The organism is Bacteroidota bacterium (assembly GCA_016183775.1).
GTDB lineage: Bacteria > Bacteroidota > Bacteroidia > JABDFU01 > JABDFU01 > JABDFU01.
In genome coordinates this window covers 15,005-32,190 of sequence record JACPDY010000001.1, presented here as the reverse complement: position 1 = coordinate 32,190, position 17,186 = coordinate 15,005, and the positions used below count along the sequence as shown (strand labels likewise).

Genomic DNA, 17,186 nt, shown 5'->3' with positions numbered 1-17,186 from the left:
ATAATGAAAAAACAAAAAAGTGCGGGTGAACCCCGAAATTCATTATTCCTTGTTCGATATTCATTATTCAAAATACTTTTTACCTCCCAATATTAAATTTACTTTAACACATATATTTTTTCCACCAATATTGAAAAACGATCAATCCCCAAACCCTTGCTGTTGAATCACCGGGGCTGGAAGAAAAAAGTTGACGAAGCAATAATTTTACACTTACATAATCAAACAAACCTTGTTCGCGTATAAAACCTTCGCTTAAAAGATCGTCTGTTATCATCGATTTAAGATCTGTTCTGAACCATTTTAACAAAGGCACTTCAAAGCCATGTTTTCCTCTTTTGAATATTTCAGCAGGTAATTGTGATCGAAATGCGTCTTTAAGTATACGCTTCCTGCTGTTATTATTTATCTTATAATTTGCCGGCAAACCAAAAGCGAAGTTTACAACATTATAATCCAGGAAAGGAGTACGTACCTCGAGGCTATTCGCCATTGACATCGAATCAACCTTTGTAAGCATATCATTTTGCAGTACCAGGTTCATATCGGTCAGTAAAACAGAATTAAAATCATTATTAATGTTTTTTAACAACCCCCGTTTGCGGTCGTTATACAGATCGTTACTGAATTTTGTTTTAAAAATTTTGCAAACAGTGCTTTCATCCGCATAACCGGCCCAACTCCAGTATCTTTCCTTTTCCGACAATCGTGCACCCATGCTGAACTTCTCAAGCTGCCTCACTTTATTGCCAAGTGACGAGCCACGGGATCCAGGTAAAATACCCCACAAAGGTTTGGTTAAACCTGCAAACGATGCAAGTGATCTGTTATTCCGCATTTTAAATTCTGCAGCATGTTTATTGTAACCGGCAAAGAGTTCGTCCGCCCCATCACCAGAAAGTGCAACGGTAACATGTTTCCGGGTATGCATACTTAAAATATGTACCGCGAGCGCTGATGAATCAGCAAAGGGTTCATCCAGGTAATCAAGTACCTGGTAAAGATTCCCAAAGAGATCATCATTGCTGAGCAAAAAAACAGTGTGATCAGTCTTATGCCTTTTTGCGACAAGTTGTGCATAATGTGTTTCATCAAACAAAGCTTCCTCTTTATAGCCGATCGAAAATGTTTTTAAATGAGTCGTATGCCTCGCCGCCAATACTGCAATGACTGAGGAATCAATACCACCACTTAAAAAGCAGCCCAACGGCACATCCGAGATCAAACGCTTTTGTACGGATTCTTCAAGAAGACCGGCTAATTGTTTTTGAGCGGTATCATAATCAGCTGCTACAGTAATGTTCTCACAATAAGGGATTTTATAATAGCAATTCTTCTGCACTTGTCCGTTCTTTATTGTCATATAATGGCCGGGCTCCAACTTTGAAACACCTGTAAATATTGAATTCGGAGAAGGAATATAATTCAGCTGCAAATAAGTGAAAAGAGAAACAGGATCAAGCTCGCGGGGAATACCATAGGTGAGCAGAGCTTTCATTTCGGAAGCAAAAGCAAAAATATTTTCATTTTGGTAAACCAGCAGCGGCTTTACTCCATACCTGTCGCGCGCAATAAATACACTTTGCTCCTGCTTATCATATATGGCTAATGAAAAAAAGCCATTTATCTTTTCCAGACAAGCTGCTCCATATTCAATGAACGAATAGAGTAATACCTCTGTATCACTTGATGATCGGAGCGGAATACCTTTTTGAAGAAGCTTATCCCTGTATTCTTTATAATTAAAGAATTCTCCGTTATAAATAATTGTATACCTGCCTGAATGATCGGTGAAAGGTTGTGAAGCAGCATTCGTTGTATCAATTATGGAAAGGCGGCGATGACCAAGGGCGACATTACTATGTGTATATATACCTTCCCCATCAGGTCCACGTCGTATCAAGGTATTTACCGACGCATTGATGAGACGCATCTGTTGTTTGCCTTTTTCAGTAAAGGCTATTATACCGGTGATACCGCACATGTGAATTGATAGTAAAAGTAAACAAATTCAACTTGTTGTTGATTCTGTTTGCGGTTTACGGATAAGCAAAAGTCCTGCAAATACTATAAGTCCATTTAACAATAATAGCTCAAAACCGAATTTATAACCATTAAAAAGTTGTTCCGAATGCTCGCTAAGAAAATAACACACTATCGGAGATGCAACACATATATATGGAACCAACTTATCCTTTACAGATGTTTTAACAAACAAACCAAAGGCAAAAAGCCCAAGTAAAGGCCCATAGGTGTAACCCGCAACCGTAAATAACTTTCCGATCACCGCCTCATTATTGATAGCACGGAACAAAACAACAACTGCAAGTAATAGCATAGCGAAAGCCAAATGGACCAGATGTCTTGTTTTCTTTTTTTTCTGTTCATCATCACGCTTCTGAAAATCAAGGAAGTCGATGCAGGCAGAGGTTGTGAGAGATGTAAGCGCTCCGTCAGCGCTCGGATAAGCCGCGGAAATAATACCGATTACAAACACAATACCTGCAAATGTTCCGAAATGCTGCAAAGCCATAGTGGGGAAAATATCATCCGTTTTCGTTGGCAGCGCAATTCCCTTAGCTTCGGCATAAAAATACAAGGTGGCCCCAAGCAATAAAAAGAGCAGGTTAACAAACACCATTATCGCACTGAAACTGAACATATTCTTCTGAGCATCTTTCAGATTTTTGCAGCTCAGGTTTTTCTGCATCATTTCCTGGTCGAGGCCGGTCATAGCAATACAAATAAAAATACCGCTTAAAAATTGTTTAATGAAAAACCGCTTGTCGTGCCAATCGGTAAAAATTACTTTGGAATAATCGCTGGCATTTACACTTCTTAGTACATCTATAAACGGGATGTTCAACTCTTTTACGATAAGTGTGACTGAGATTACCACAGCAAGTAACATAAACGTGGTTTGCAATGTATCAGTCCATACAATTGTTTTTATGCCGCCTTCGTAGGTATACAACAAAATAAGCACGATGAAAGTGCCTACAGTTACAATAAAGGGAACACCCATTGCATCGAAAACAAATGTTTGCAATACATTAATAACAAGAAACATCCTGAAAGATGCGCCAATAGTTCGTGACAGGATAAAAAAGAACGCACCTGTTTTATACGACCAAAAACCGAAACGCTGCTCCAGGAATCCGTAAATAGAAGTGAGGTTAAGTCGGTAGTACATCGGCATCAATACAGTCGCAATGATTATATATCCCACAAAATAACCAAACACTACAACCAGGTAAGAAAACTGTGTCGTGCCTACCCAGCCCGGAACCGACATAAAAGTAACGCCCGATAACGAAGCACCGATCATTCCATAAGCAACCACATACCACCTGGAGGCCTTATTACCGATAAAATAACTTGCATTATTGGCCTTGCGTGTGGTGAGCCAGGTTATAAAAAAGAGCAAGGCGGAGTAAACTGCAACACATCCAATAATGAGGGTTGGGGTCATACTTCAAAGAAAAGATAAAAATGGAGTGTAATATGCAGGGAAATTATTAGTCTATCAACATAGTTTTTCACATATACTCCAACTATTTTGATCAGGAAATCAAATAGCTATTATAGGAGGTAGCTATCAGGATCGGATCAAGGCGCGCTGAGATTAACATTGATACTACATCCATTTTTGTCTTTAATATTTACCGAGTAAGTTCCGGGGCAAAGTTGATTTTTATATCTGTTCACATATCCATCAGGCCATGAATAGCTGTATGGGCTTGTACCTCCTGTGGCGCTAACCAATATCCATTCTTTGCAACCACAACCCGTGCAAGCAGAAGTACCTTTGGCAAATTGACCCGTAATAACGGGGGGTGAAATTATGATTGTTGCAGCAGTTGCTTTGCATCCCTTATTGTCGGTTACCGTTACTGTATAATTTCCCTGAGACAAACCTGAGACAGCTTGAGTGGCTTGGCCATTGCTCCAGTTATAAGTATAAGGTGACGTACCACTCCCGGGATTTGCCAGAACACTGCCATTGGCAGTACCGCTACAGCTGATATTTGTTGGTGTAGCAGTTACACTTACAACCGGGTTAACCGTAACTACAGCTGTTGAAGTAGCTGTTATTCCTCCTGCGTCAGTTATTGTTACCGTATATGTGGTTGTTGAAACAGGACAAGGATTTATGTTCTGAGCAGTAGATCCTGTATTCCAGAGATAGGTGTAAGGAACTGCGCCTCCGGCAGCGCTTGATGTTACAGCTGCACAAGACCCGGAGCAGACGTTTGCAGTTGTTGCTGTAACCGTCATACCGCAAACTCCTGTGACAGTAATAGTTTTAATAATGCTATCCATTGGACACCCAACTATTAATTTTACAGTATACGTTCCTGTCGTGGTATAAATGTGTGAGGGATTCTGTTGAGTAGATGCTCCTCCATCTCCAAAACTCCATTGCCAGGTGGTTGGTAACCATGCGCCTGCTTTCCATATACAATTACCCGCAGACAGATCAGTAAACAGAATTGGTGAATTGCATTGAGTACCGGCAGAATTTGTAAAGTTTGGTGTTATTACCGGCTTGAATTTATACACCACAGGTTTGTCCAATAACCCGGTTGGATCATTATGTACAGGTTGAACCACGCCTGCAGTAACAGGAAAATCAAATGAATGGCTAGCCCCAGCTATATAAACTTCTTGTGAACAGTCGCCGCTATAAAAGAGTCCGGAAGCGTGGTAATCAGCTCTGCCACCGCCAATATATGTTGCATATAGTAAATTACTTCCCGAAGCATTAAATTTTGCTAAGAATTGGTCAGAGCTCCCAGCTAAGGAATTATCATATGCGCAAGGGGTTGTAGGTATATTACAACCTCCCGAACCGTCTCCTACTTCACCCGAAAGGAAAACTTCACCTGACTCTGTTACCCATATCCCATTACCGGCTGACCATGCCCCGTCACCAAAGAAGGTGCCAAATACAACATTTCCTATTGGATTAAACTTAACCATAAAAATGTTGGAGTTTCCCGAAACAACACAAGTGTTGAAAGAAGGATCATAGGAGCCGGCTGTAATAGCCGAAAAATTGTTTGAGTTAGTAAAACCCGAAATTGCAGATTCTCCAATCGAATTTACATGTATGGTCTGTGAATAATCATTATCACTCCCGCCGACATATGTCGAATAGATCAAATCACCTGCACCACTACCGGCAGGATTTAATATAAACATAAAGGCATCCTGCAACCCACCCTGAAATGTATTTTTGTGAGCATTGACAGTTACCGGATAATCTGTAGAACGAGTAATCCCTGTGACAGCCATTTTACCATAATTTTGATGGTATCCTATGCTAAATGGACGGTCCAGCCCTGTACCTCCCAGGTATGACGCATATTTAAGATCAGCATTCCCATTGCCACCCGGATTTAAAACAAAAACTACAGCATCCCCTCCTCCATTGTAAGTCGGATCATAACAACCCGGAGTCATTGGAAAATCAGTTGATAGTGTATAATCTACCACATATACATTTTTAGTACTTTGGTTATACCCGATATCATTAATATTAAATCCGATCGTTTCATCTGCATCAGTTCCTCCAATGTATGTTGAATAGATCAATGTGTTCCCCGCAGTTGCATTTAATTTACAAACTACTGCATCTGTAACCCCGTTAAAACTATTATCATAAGCTCCTGCGGTAGTAGGAAAATTGCTTGATGATGTCATTCCTCTTATGATCACTTCATTTGTGGCTTCATCAACAGCAATACCCACTCCCCACTCGTCTTTAGAACCTCCTATATAAGTTGCCCACACGAGAGCACTTGCATCGGGCTTAAGCTTATAAACTATAATATCACCTAAATAATAATCCTGACCAGTAGGGCAGGCCCCACAAGAAGCCCCATTATAAGTTTGATCATAAACACCTGCGGTAGTTGGGAATGAAAGATTGTAAAAACTTGTTCCATATACATAACCCTTGCTGTCCACTGTTATATCTCTCGAGTAACCAAAACCTACATTAGTTGTGGTACTTCCAAGATAGGTTCCCCATTTATAAATAATGGGGTCAATAATAACCGGAAACGATCTGTTATATTCTTCAGTTGCGTTAAAACCAAATGTGGTATCATTCAACACCCGATAAATTATTTTTATATTTTTCTTCCCCCCATTAATAATTTGATACGATTCGGGCATTTCCTCAACCAATGTTCCCCAAGTTGTTTTAATTTCTAATTGTCCTTCTCCATTAATGTGTACATTTTTAATACCCTCACATGTCATTTGTATCTTACTTATATCCGATCCCGGTTTTAAAATATAATCGTACTTGAAATTTTTACCTGTGCTGTAATAACGCAGATCAATATTCTCATACAAATCATTGTATTTTATCATTCTGTAGTCGGAAACATTAGTGACGTGTTTACTAAAATCATTCCCAATTAAATAATTGGTACGACTGCCTTCCTTCCCTTCAGCAGTTATATTTACTTCTGGATTAGCCCCTTTAAAGTGCAGATTCCATATTAAGTATTCATAGCTCTCTTTACGCATTTGGCCGGTAATACTGTCAATACCATGTTCTTCTTTTTCTCTCATGAAACCAAAACTGAGTTTATGCTTCATGAAATAAATATTCGCATTCCATCCGGGAGAAGATCCCTGATACAATATCCGCTCCTCATTTGAAGAAGTTCTATTATCCCATTGGCCTTCATTTTTTCTGAATGCAATGGGTGTTGCTGCAATATTATTATAAATTCCGGCTTTCTCTGATTCGCTTAATTCATTAAACATATCGTCTTGTCGATAAGACGCCTGACCTATCATGAAAAGATCGTCCATATTTTGAGCACATGCCGATGTGACAATCAGCTTTTCCACTAATAAGAAGGCGAAGGCTAATTTTGTTTTCATCCGGATATGTTTTTAAAATTTAATTGTCCGACGGAGTTATCCAAAGCTAAACTTACAGGCTTTAATTCCACATTTTTAATTTTCTATTTCTGAAAGTTAAGAAACATATATGCGAGAGTCAATTAAATTTTTCAATTAAACTTCTTTTCTAATTCAGAATTATTAATTTAATTATGTAAATAAACTCATTTTTTAAGCTATTAATGCTTATTTTTAAACGAATTTACTTCATTTCCAAATCGTGTCAAAAGAACTTTTCGCCCTTATTAAGTCATTAAGCAAGTCGGAAAAAAGACATTTTAAATTATTTACATCAATGCATGGTAAAGGCGACGAAAACAATTATGTGCGTTTTTTTGACGTAATTGAACAACAAAAGGAATATGATGAGGAAAAATTAATAAAAACCGAAAAATACATTTCGGATCTCTCGGTAATAAAAGTCAGACTGTATAATGCGATACTAAGAAGCCTCAGGACGTATAATGCCAATATTTCATTTACAAATAAGTTAAAAGCGGAAATTGATTACATAGAAATATTACGCGATAAAGGTTTGCTGGAGCAGGCTGAGAAAATGGTGGCGAAGGCGAAAAAGAAAGCTGAGAAATATGGGCAGCTGTTATCATTACTTCAGATCATGGAGTTGGAAGACCGGCTAATGCGAAGAAAGAATTACTACAATGTCCCCTTTGTACAAGTCGAACAGGTCATCAAAACAATGCTTAGCACAGTCGAAAAATATAAAAACCAAACCGAATACCTGCTATTGGATCATCAATTATACCTGGGTCCGGACAGCACTAAAAAAAGAGCGATGAAAGATCGTTTACTGAGCGATGAAAAAGAAGCTCAAACCTACCAGGCACTTTTCAGCTTTTACTTATGTTATTGCCAGTATTATGAATATACAGGGGATCGTATTCAGATATATAATTTCAGAAAGAAGCTGGTATCCTTGATGGAAAAACATCCTCACAATATTGAGCTTATACCGGAAAGATATATAGCCTGTCTGGGAAATCTGATCAATAGCCAAAATCAACTCAAAAAATTTGATGAGGCATTTCAGACCATACAAAAGTTAAAAGCGCTACCTGAAAATTTCCCTTCATTAAATGAAAATGCCAGGAACAGGTTATTTATTATTACTAACTCTGTCGAATTAGTGCATTATAATAATCAGGGGAAATTCGAAAAAGGGATAGAGGTAGTGAAACAAATAAAATCAAAGTTTCACATTTATGAAGGCACCCGATACACCCTGTCCGATTTTATACATATTAATTATTCCATTTCGATCGTTTATTTCGGATCAGAGGAGTACAATATGGCCATCAAACATATAAACAACATAATAAACCGGCAGAACATAGATTACAGAAGCGATGTTTATTCCATGGCAAAAGTGCTCAGCATAATTATTTATTATGAGCTCGGACATGCGGAATTACTTCAATATGCAGTTAGATCGACTTTCCGGTATTTACAGAAAAGAAATATTTTATACAAAACGGATCATGCTATCCTGAATTTTATCAGGAAAAAGATCCCGAAGATCAATAGCAAAAAAGAACTTATAGCCGAACTGATCATATTCAGAGATGAAGTAGAAAAGATCAGAAAAAAAGAATCCGAAGAGAAAAGATCACAGACTGATTTTATATTATGTTGGGCGGAAAGTAAAATAACAGGAAAACATTTTGCCAAAGTGGTGAAAGAAAAAGCCTTGGAAAAAAATTCGTGATCACACTCCTTTTACTACCCCAAACTATGCATTAGAAAATCTCTAATGCATAGCGATTAAGAAAATCAGGCTTTCAGGCTTCATTTCATTCAACCTTCAAGGTGATTTTCTACCCATGGGCACAAGTAAATCGGGATAAACCCAACTAATGCAGATACCCGAAAAGGGCATAAATAGTTCAGTCGCTTTACTCCCTTCTACTGCATAAGTTGGGTTAAAGGATTTTAATGTTCGGCATAAACGGTTCTAAACCAACCTGCCTGCCGGTCAGGCAGGTTTGGCGGATGAAAAATCCTTAAATTGACTAAGAACCGGTATATCAAAGCACTATAATAAGCCCGATGATCGTGATAATAATGAAAATTAAAAAGGCCCACAAGTCAGCGGGAACATAATCTTTATACTTGTGGTAGATTTCCAAAATAAATTTCTTCATTTTTTGAAATATTGCTGCAAACTGTTTATAAACTCATTGTGAATACCCGGAGTACATGCAATCAGCTCCCTGCCAAAAATATAATTGTCGCCTCCGCCAAAGTCCGTTATCTTCCCGCCCGCCTGTTGAACAATGAACGCTCCGCCTGCCACATCCCAGGGACGAAGCCCGTATTCATAAAAAGCGTCGAACCGCCCACAGGCCACATAAGCTAGGTCAACGGCGGCAGAACCCAACCTGCGCAAGCCATGTGTTTCCCTCATCAGGTGCTTGAAAAACTCCATGTATTCATCCAGACGATCGTAATTATAGTAAGGAAAACCCGTAGCGACCAATGTGTCTTTTAATAGAGCTGCCTGCGTTACCTTAATTTCAGTTTTATTGCAATAAGCTTTGCTGTTTCCCCAGGCGTAAAAACATTCACTGAGGTTAAGTTCGTGGACGACTCCCATTACAGGTGTATTATCCCTCAGAAGACCTATGCTTATTGAATAGCAAGGCAAACCATGAATAAAATTGGTTGTGCCGTCAAGTGGATCAATGACCCAATTATATGTTTCTCCTTTGGCTGACGATGTGTTTTCTTCCGCAATAAAACCTGCCTTGGGAATAAGTTTACCAAGGCCGGCTACTAATAATTGTTCGGCACCTTTATCAACATAGGTAACAAAATCATTTTTCCCTTTTACTTCCACATGCTGCGATCGCACTTTAGTTAACTCCTGCTTAATATAGCCACCAACCTGTTCGGTTAGTTCACAAACTTTGAAGCAAATTGATTCGAGTTTCATTTTAATAAAGGAATGATATTGCGCTTAAAGCGATGTCATCCCTTGCTTTACGTGTTTTCTAAACCACCAAATACCTGTTATGCCAACAATAACTAACAATGCGGAAATGATCTCAGCCTGTGTTATCCCGAATCCAAAAATATGATATTCGGTATTGATACGGATCTTTTCGATGAAGAACCGTTCAACACCATTAAGAATAAGATAAATACAGAACATCACACCGGGTACTTTTATCTTTTTGCGCAAGCTCCATAGCACAAAGAAAAGTGAAATACATACGATAGATTCGTATAATGGTGTGGGAAAAACCGGGTTAAGCAACATTTCGCAATATTTGCCTTCACAACCGGGGATAGGCACCCCTACTCCATTCACATTATGCGGGTAATTGTAACTCCAGAACCAATCCGGTAAAAAATTTAACCAACCGGGTTTTGCCGCAAGATTGTCTATCCCCCAGTCACCATCACCTGCCACCTGGCAGCCAATTCGACCAACACCATAGGCAAGCATAAGACCTGGTGCACAGGCATCAATAAGCGGCCTTATAGCTATATTATTTTTGTAGGCATAATAAATAACTGCGGCTGCACCACAGATCAAGCCACCATACATGGTTAAACCACTGAAGGACATCAATTCTCCCAAAGGATCTGCCGCAAATTGGTCCCAGTTCTCGAGGTTATGAAATATTTTTGCGCCGATGATCCCGGCGATAGCGGCTATCGTTGTCATATTGCCCACATGCTCGTAAGGATGAATGACGCTATCCTCCAATTGTGGCTCCTTATCATCCAGCATCCGGGCTTCGCGGTATTTCAGAAACCAGAATACTGCTGCAACTATCAATCCTCCGATAAGATTTCCCTGCAATGAAAGTATGAATCCCTGTGTATCTTCCAGGAAATCGCCAAAATGAAGAATGATAAAGAACAGCTTATATCCCAATACGAAACCCAGCAGGAGGGAAACTATATAGTCGGCCGTGGTTGGCTTCTTGCCTTTTAATATCTGTGTTGGCCTGGAACTGAGTAAACCTTCATTCTCCTTTCGTTTCAATTCAATTGAAAAGAAATAAGCAGCCAATAAAAAAGAAACTGCTACAAAAAAACCGAAACTCTGAAACATTTTTAGAAAATCCAGTTCAATGCCGAAGATGTCTTTGAAAGCGAAATATAGGTTGGGGTACATAGTGGTTCAAGGTTCAGGGTTCAGGGTTCAAGGTTCAAGGTTCAGTTTGTAGTTATTAAACAACCTGAAACTTGAAACCTGAAACCATTTTTTTAAGTGTTTACAATACTTTCTTCAAACAGTTCAATAATTATATTTCCGTCGGAGCCAATATCCGTCAGCTTAACGGGAACCAATTGATTTACTAATTGCTCATTAAATGGTGTTGTAACTTTTACATAATTTTTTGTAAAACCATGCATGAAGCCATTTTTACTTTCTCTTTCAAATAATACAATTTGTGTTGCATTCAAATTCTCTTCATAAAACTGCCGGAGTTTTTTCGCGGATAAAATACGCAGCATTTTATTACGTTTTTTACGTTCAGCAACAGGTACAACTCCATCCAGTTTTACCGCATCAGTATTATCACGCTCAGAATAAGTAAAAACGTGCAGGTAAGAAACATTCAACTCATTCAGGAAATTATATGTTTCAAGGAAATCAGTTTCAGTTTCGCCGGGAAAACCAACGATCACATCAACGCCAATACAGCAATCGGGCATTATTGACTTTATTTTATTCACTCGCTCTGCATACAATTCGCGCATGTAACGCCTGCGCATAAGCTTCAGTAATTTATTTGAACCCGATTGAAGTGGAATGTGGAAGTGCGGCACAAAACGTTTTGAAGAAGCTACAAATTCAATGATCTCATCCTTCAACAGATTGGGCTCAATGGATGAAATACGGAAGCGTTCAATTCCCTCCACCTTATCCAGTTCTTTGATCAGTTCAAGGAAGTTTTCTTTCCGATCCGCATGCCCATTATTAAGATGAATTCCAAAATCACCTATGTTTACTCCTGTCAAAACAATTTCTTTGGCACCTTCGGCGGCTATTTTCTTCGCGTTGCCAACCACACTAGCGACACTAGCGCTCCTGCTGGCACCACGCGCCAATGGAATGGTACAATACGAACACGTATAATCACAACCATCCTGCACTTTGAGAAAAGCGCGTGTGCGGCCACTGCCTAATGAATAAGAGTCGACAAAGAGATCGGCATCGCTAACTTCACATGAATGAATTTCGGCATATTGCTTCTTTTGCAAATCATCCAGGTAATTAATTAGTTTAAATTTTTCAGTAGCACCAAGGACCAGATCCACCCCTTCAATATTTGCTATTTCATTGGGTTTTAGCTGAGCATAGCAACCAATAATTGCGATGAATGCATCAGGAGAATTCCTGAGAGCAGTATTTACAATATAACGGCATTCTTTATCGGCATTCTCAGTAACAGAACAGGTATTTATTACATAAACATCAGCATGATCTTTAAAATCAACTTCAGCATACCCCTTACTTTTAAAAGTACGCGCAATGGCCGAAGTTTCGGAATAATTTAACTTGCAGCCAAGCGTATGAAAAGCAACTGTTTTATTGGGATTCATGAGGAGCAAATGTACTAAAAATCGGGCTTGGTGATTTACGCAAGCGGGATTGGGTACTCAAACGGAAGTATTTCCATTTTTCACTATCTTTATATACTTAAAAAGTACTGCCAATGACAACAATGATCGTAAACATACCCGAAAAGGAAAAATCATTTTTCCTGGCCTTGTTTAAAAAATTCCACTTGAAATCTAAGGTTTTATCGACTGACGATAAAGAAGATATATGGTTCGCAAAAATGATAGATGAAGCCGAACGCGAAGGCGGTGAAGTTTCGGAACAGGAAATTTTAAAACTGTTGAAACGAAATGGAGCTAAGATTTAGGCCGAAATTCAAACGTGACTTGGTTAAATTAAAAGGGAAGCCAAAGTTGAATGAAAAGATTTATACCATCATCAAACAGATCAGGTCTGCTCGCACCATTTCAGATATCCCGGGTCACAAAGCACTTGACGAATACAAAATCCGTTTCAGAATAAAAATAAAGATCAGCGAAAAGGAGAACTACAGGCTGGGATTTATTTTAAAAAATAATACCATTTGGGCAGAGAGAATATTATCACGTGCCGACTTTTATAAATTTTACAGGAGGTAAATATTTTACTAAAGGTCAAAACAAAATGTCCGGAAATTTTTTATTCCAATGCATAAGCCAATAAATTACAAATACTATGTTCATAAAAAACAGGAATAGGATAAGCCAAGCCCAAAAATGCGATGATGTAAAATCTCAGAACCGATGGAGGGAGCGAAATAGGAAATTAACAGGCAAATTATAAATGTATAGTTGAGAATTAAAATTATACGATCAATTAGTTTCAAGTTCGAGGTTTCAGGTTGGCTTTAACTTGAAACCTGAAACTTGAAACTATCTTTTACCACTTTGCTTAAACAAAAATTCCTTTTCTTCCTTGCTAAGGCTATCGTACCCGGATTTGGAGATCTTATCCAGTATGGCATTCATATACCTTTCGGCGGCGAGCTTATTCGTGTTATATACTTCATCGCTGGCGGGCTTTTTGTACGCCACTTTCATCCTGGTGCGGGGTTTAAATAAATTTCCGGCCCAACCAATAATTGAACTGACGTGTTTACCTATATCACTTCCTTTGCGATATTGAACAATAAAAATATAGCCATACAATGCACCCCCAATATGCGCCACCTTTCCACCAGTATTATTGTAAAAATCAATCAATGTAGAGAGAATAAAAGAAATCAAAGCCAGGTATTTAAGTTTTACCGAACCAAATAAAAGTAATTGAATAGTATAGTTAGGAATTAAAAAAGCAATTGCCACCACAATAGCCATAACAGCGGCAGACGCTCCAATTAATACAGCTCCGGATAATGCTTCAGGAAATAAAAAACTGGTTGCGATAAATAAAATACCGCCGCTTATACCGCCCAATAAATAGGTACTGATCAGCTGCTTGCTTCCAATGAATTCCACAAATAGTTGTCCCATCCAGTATAACCAAAGCATATTAAAAAGAATGTGAAACACATCATTATGAAAGAACATATAGGTAACAGGGGTCCAAAAGTGCGAAAGAAGAAAAGAAAGATCAGGTGTCAATCCGAATAACTGATATACCTCACTTCCTGCGCCCCCGGAAAGCCTTGTGATACCTATAAAAAGGTTCGATACGACAAATAAAATAACGTTAATGACTATCAATTTCATTAATCCGTTATTCTTTCCCCTGAACGTATTTTTCAAATCTTCAACGATGGACATATCTTTTAATAGAATTGACTGTGATTTTTACCCCAATATTTTATAAGTATAAAGCCAAAAAGCATTCCACCCAGATGCGCAAAGTGAGCCACATTGTCGCCAACTGCACCCTGTATACCCGAAAACAATTCAATGGCACCATAAATAATAACAAAATATTTTGCTTTAATAGGTATGGCAAAATACACATACAACATTGTGTTCGGGAACAACATACCAAAAGCCAGCAGCACACCAAATACAGAACCGGAAGCCCCAACCACCACGGGAGCATTCAACAATTCATCTTTGTAATTATTCATAAATTCAAGCGAAGCACTCAGCATTCCCGCCTGGTTACCGGCAGCTTCCATACCATTGTATTGAGCAATGAGGGCTTCCACCTGGCTTTTCATTTCAATTGAAACTATTTTAAAATGACCCGATTGAAAGAACTCCTCAAATTGCCTGAGGTCGGGACTGGCTATGTATTGATTAACAAAATCAACAGTGGGTGTTATTTGAAAATAAAAAATAATGTAATGAGTAAGCGCGGCGCCCAGGCCGGTTACTAAATAAAAAGTCAGGAATCGTTTGGGGCCCCAGAAATTTTCCAATACGGAGCCAAACATCCATAAAGCAAACATGTTTGATAACAGGTGAAAAAAATCACCATGCATGAACATATAAGTTATAAACTGATAAACCCTGAATTTATCTGCAAAAAAGTAATGCAAACCAAGAAATTCACTTAATTCGATATTATATGCATTCCGAAGAACAGATTGAGCAAACAGAAATATAACATTGATAATAAGTATATTCTTAATTACCGGGGGTAATATCTGAAAACTGGACGGACGGTATTCCTGGTAGCTCATACTTACACAATTATTTTTTAAACAACTTTTCTATATCAGCAACAGCCATTGTTGTAACAACCGGCTTGCCCGAAGGTGACGTATATGGCATTGCACATGCGAACAGCCGATCAATAAGCCCCTGCATTTCACCCTGGGTAAGTAACCTTCCCACCTTAACAGCAGCGTTCCTGGCCATTGATCTGGCTATATTCTCGCGCTTGTCTATTTTAACTTCTATAAGATTCTGTTTGTAGGTTTCAAGCAAACCTTCGAGCAATTGTATGCTATCGGCACTTGTAACATCGGCGGGAATCCCATTAATCACAAATGTATTCTTACCAAACTCACTGATATCGAAACCAACTCCATGAATTTCCGCTGACAATTCCTTCACCAACTCCGCATCACCTGTACTTAACTCAATTGTTTTAGGGAACAATTCCTGCTGCGATGAGGCTTTGTGATTCGCTATCGAATTCACGTATTGCTCATATAAAATACGCTCGTGCGCACCTTGCTGATCAACGATCATGATCCCGGACTTAATCGGAGATAAAATATATTTACCATGCAACTGGAAAACCTGACTGCCTTCTTCAATATGTATCATCTCCGGAGCTTTCTCCGCCGGCTTTTGCTGCTGTTCAGTTTCGGTCTTTATTGACTCGTACAACTTTTCCCAGTTGGCTTTATTTGATAAGTTAAGAACAGATTCGCTTTTCTTATAAGATGATGTCGCTTTACCACTTGCTTTAAAAGGATTATAATCCGGATCAACCTTTATAGTTGGCTCGGGAATAAAATCCTTATCCGACTTTAAGGGGATATTGGCAAAACTCATTTCCTGGTTAAAATCTATAGTTGGTGTTATATTATGCTTTCCCAATGAAAGCTTAACACTTGAACGTAAAATAGCGTAGATCGACTTCTCGTCCTCAAACTTTATTTCCGTTTTGGTGGGATGAATATTAATATCAATTGTTTTCGGATCAACCTCCATTAATATGAAGTACGATGGGAAACTATCCCTCGCCAATAATTCATCGTAAGCCCCTTGCACGGCGTGATTCAGGTAGGCACTCTTTATAAAACGCCTGTTGATGAAAAAGAACTGTTCTCCCCTCGTCTTTTTAGCGAACTCCGGTTTGCCGATGTATCCGATAAGGTTCAAAATGTTTGTTTCCTGCTCAATAGGCGCCAAGCGTTCGTTATAGTTTCCGCCAAACAAAGCAACGATACGCTGCTTCAAAGATCCCTTTTCCAGTTGGAAAACGATCTGGTTATTATGATGCAATGAGAAAGCTATTTCAGGATGAGGTATGGCCACCCGCTCAAATTCTTCCAGTATATGACGAAACTCTACCTGGTCGGATTTCAAAAAATTCCGGCGGGCCGGGACATTATAAAATAAATTTTTAACTGAAAATGCTGTTCCAACAGGGCTATTAAAAGGATTTTGACTTTTCACTTCACTTCCTTCCATTTCAATACGCGTACCAATTTCATCATTAGGCCGCCGTGTTTTTAGTTCAACATGCGCGATAGCCGCGATCGACGCCAATGCCTCTCCCCTAAAACCTTTGGTACGTATATTAAACAGATCATCAGCCTTTTTAATTTTAGATGTGGCGTGGCGCTCAAAACTCATACGTGCATCAGTTTCACTCATACCGCAACCATTGTCAATTACCTGTATCAGTGTTTTACCGGAATCCTTTACGATCAATTTGATATCAGCAGCACCTGAATCGATGGCATTTTCCAACAATTCCTTTACAGCAGAAGCGGGTCGTTGAATAACCTCACCTGCCGCTATCTGGTTGGCTACTGAATCGGGTAAAAGCTGAATTATATCGGACATTGTTGGTTTTAAAAATGAGGTTAAATATACTACTTATGAAGGAGAAATTCCGGTGTAATGAGCACCGAAAACTGCAATGTTGAAAATTAATATTTGCGTAGATCAGGATTTTGGCAAGAAAAACATAAAGTATTTTGCCACTAAGACCACAAAGGCACCAGGAAGCACAAAGAAATCTTCGTAAAACTTTGTGTCTTGGTATCTTTGTGGCAATTTATTCAACCCTTACT

12 protein-coding genes are annotated in these 17,186 nt (G+C 38.8%); 3 read left to right on the top strand and 9 right to left on the bottom strand.

Annotated features, from left to right (window positions below):
* Positions 1-103 precede the first annotated feature (103 nt).
* The 3 genes from asnB to HYU69_00085 all read right to left on the bottom strand — a co-directional run bounded on the left by asnB (position 104) and on the right by HYU69_00085 (position 6,906).
* Positions 104-1,984 (bottom strand): asparagine synthase (glutamine-hydrolyzing), encoded by a 1,881-nt coding sequence (gene asnB, locus HYU69_00095; GenBank protein ID MBI2268738.1) that lies wholly within the window; start codon positions 1,982-1,984, stop codon positions 104-106.
* A 27-nt stretch (positions 1,985-2,011) separates the two neighbouring features.
* Positions 2,012-3,472 (bottom strand): sodium:solute symporter, encoded by a 1,461-nt coding sequence (locus HYU69_00090; protein MBI2268737.1) that lies wholly within the window; start codon positions 3,470-3,472, stop codon positions 2,012-2,014.
* Between the two features lie 137 nt (positions 3,473-3,609).
* Positions 3,610-6,906: a PKD domain-containing protein gene (locus tag HYU69_00085; protein ID MBI2268736.1), complete on the bottom strand. Its 3,297-nt coding sequence runs from the start codon at positions 6,904-6,906 to the stop codon at positions 3,610-3,612.
* A 241-nt stretch (positions 6,907-7,147) separates the two neighbouring features.
* Between HYU69_00085 and HYU69_00080 the strand changes: the two genes are divergently transcribed.
* Positions 7,148-8,653 (top strand): hypothetical protein, encoded by a 1,506-nt coding sequence (locus HYU69_00080; protein MBI2268735.1) that lies wholly within the window; start codon positions 7,148-7,150, stop codon positions 8,651-8,653.
* A gap of 432 nt (positions 8,654-9,085) precedes the next feature.
* Here HYU69_00080 and HYU69_00075 read toward each other — a convergent pair whose 3' ends face one another.
* The 3 genes from HYU69_00075 to mtaB form a co-directional block, all read right to left on the bottom strand.
* On the bottom strand, positions 9,086-9,880 hold the full coding sequence (locus HYU69_00075; GenBank protein MBI2268734.1) for an inositol monophosphatase: 795 nt from the start codon (positions 9,878-9,880) through the stop codon (positions 9,086-9,088).
* 24 nt (positions 9,881-9,904) lie between these two features.
* The gene (locus HYU69_00070; GenBank protein MBI2268733.1) at positions 9,905-11,074 is read right to left on the bottom strand and encodes a prolipoprotein diacylglyceryl transferase; all 1,170 of its coding nucleotides are present in this window, start codon (positions 11,072-11,074) and stop codon (positions 9,905-9,907) included.
* 92 nt (positions 11,075-11,166) lie between these two features.
* Positions 11,167-12,510 (bottom strand): tRNA (N(6)-L-threonylcarbamoyladenosine(37)-C(2))-methylthiotransferase MtaB, encoded by a 1,344-nt coding sequence (mtaB, locus tag HYU69_00065; GenBank protein MBI2268732.1) that lies wholly within the window; start codon positions 12,508-12,510, stop codon positions 11,167-11,169.
* A 113-nt stretch (positions 12,511-12,623) separates the two neighbouring features.
* Between mtaB and HYU69_00060 the strand changes: the two genes are divergently transcribed.
* Together HYU69_00060 and HYU69_00055 are read left to right on the top strand one after the other, a co-directional pair.
* A complete protein-coding gene (locus tag HYU69_00060; protein MBI2268731.1) occupies positions 12,624-12,836 on the top strand; it encodes a hypothetical protein in 213 nt (70 codons plus the stop codon).
* Entirely contained in the window at positions 12,820-13,107 is a 288-nt protein-coding gene (locus tag HYU69_00055; GenBank protein MBI2268730.1) for a hypothetical protein, read from the top strand. Before HYU69_00060 ends, HYU69_00055 begins: the two co-directional genes overlap by 17 nt.
* 273 nt (positions 13,108-13,380) lie before the next feature.
* Here the strand turns inward: HYU69_00055 and HYU69_00050 are convergent, their stop codons facing one another.
* The 3 genes from HYU69_00050 to mutL are packed head-to-tail and all read right to left on the bottom strand — an operon-like array spanning position 13,381 to position 16,956.
* Positions 13,381-14,253, bottom strand: coding sequence for a rhomboid family intramembrane serine protease (locus HYU69_00050; protein MBI2268729.1), 873 nt, complete (start codon positions 14,251-14,253; stop codon positions 13,381-13,383).
* Between the two features lie 5 nt (positions 14,254-14,258).
* Positions 14,259-15,113 (bottom strand): rhomboid family intramembrane serine protease, encoded by an 855-nt coding sequence (locus HYU69_00045; GenBank protein MBI2268728.1) that lies wholly within the window; start codon positions 15,111-15,113, stop codon positions 14,259-14,261.
* Positions 15,114-15,123: 10 nt separating this feature from the next.
* Positions 15,124-16,956: a DNA mismatch repair endonuclease MutL gene (mutL, locus tag HYU69_00040; protein ID MBI2268727.1), complete on the bottom strand. Its 1,833-nt coding sequence runs from the start codon at positions 16,954-16,956 to the stop codon at positions 15,124-15,126.
* Positions 16,957-17,186: the final 230 nt, after the last annotated feature.